Origin of the sequence: Pseudomonas yamanorum (assembly GCF_013386765.1) — a bacterium.
In the GTDB taxonomy this organism is placed as follows: domain Bacteria; phylum Pseudomonadota; class Gammaproteobacteria; order Pseudomonadales; family Pseudomonadaceae; genus Aquipseudomonas; species Aquipseudomonas yamanorum_A.
This window is the reverse complement of record NZ_JACARE010000083.1, coordinates 1-588: the sequence shown is the minus strand read 5'-3', so window position 1 is coordinate 588 and position 588 is coordinate 1. Positions and strand designations below refer to the sequence as shown.

General features: G+C 63.8%; 1 pseudogene. It reads left to right on the top strand.

Annotation, left to right across the window (positions count from 1 at the left end):
• Positions 1-588, top strand: a pseudogene (locus HX875_RS32320) (ImcF-related family protein); the annotation flags it as partial.

Genomic DNA, 588 nt, shown 5'->3' with positions numbered 1-588 from the left:
CGAAAAGTCCGCCTGTTATTAGTGATCGGCGAACCCGCCGAAATCGCAGCCATCGCCCCAGCCCTGGCCGATCAGAAGTGGCTGGAAGGTCAAGGCACCGTCCTGCTATGGGGCGGCAGCGCGCAGGCCAAACTGAATCAATCATTCCCAGACCAATGGAGCGGCCTGAGCCGCTGGCGCGCACTGGACGGTGTGGTCTGGGCACTGAATAAAACCCAAACCGCCGACGACCCTGCAATGAGCGCAGGCGTACGCGAGGTGCAGCGCCTCGCCAGTGGCGTGAAGTGGCAACTGCCGTTATACCTCTGGCAGGTCTGCGAAAGTGAGTGGCCTCAAGACACCCGCCAGGCGCACCCAGTGGGCTGCCTGCTGCCCGAGCGCTTTACGGCGGCAGCGTTGGAAACCTCTCTAACGCGCCTGCTGGAGCCTTTGCGTCGCGAGGGTCTGGCGCAGATCAGCACCGTGATGAAGCATGACTTCCTGCTGCGCCTGTCCAGGGATTTACAGGGCGAGGGCATCGCCCGCTGGCGTCATGCGCTGGCGCCTTTCGGCGATACGTTTGCCCATGAGGTGCCCCTGCGGGGCCTG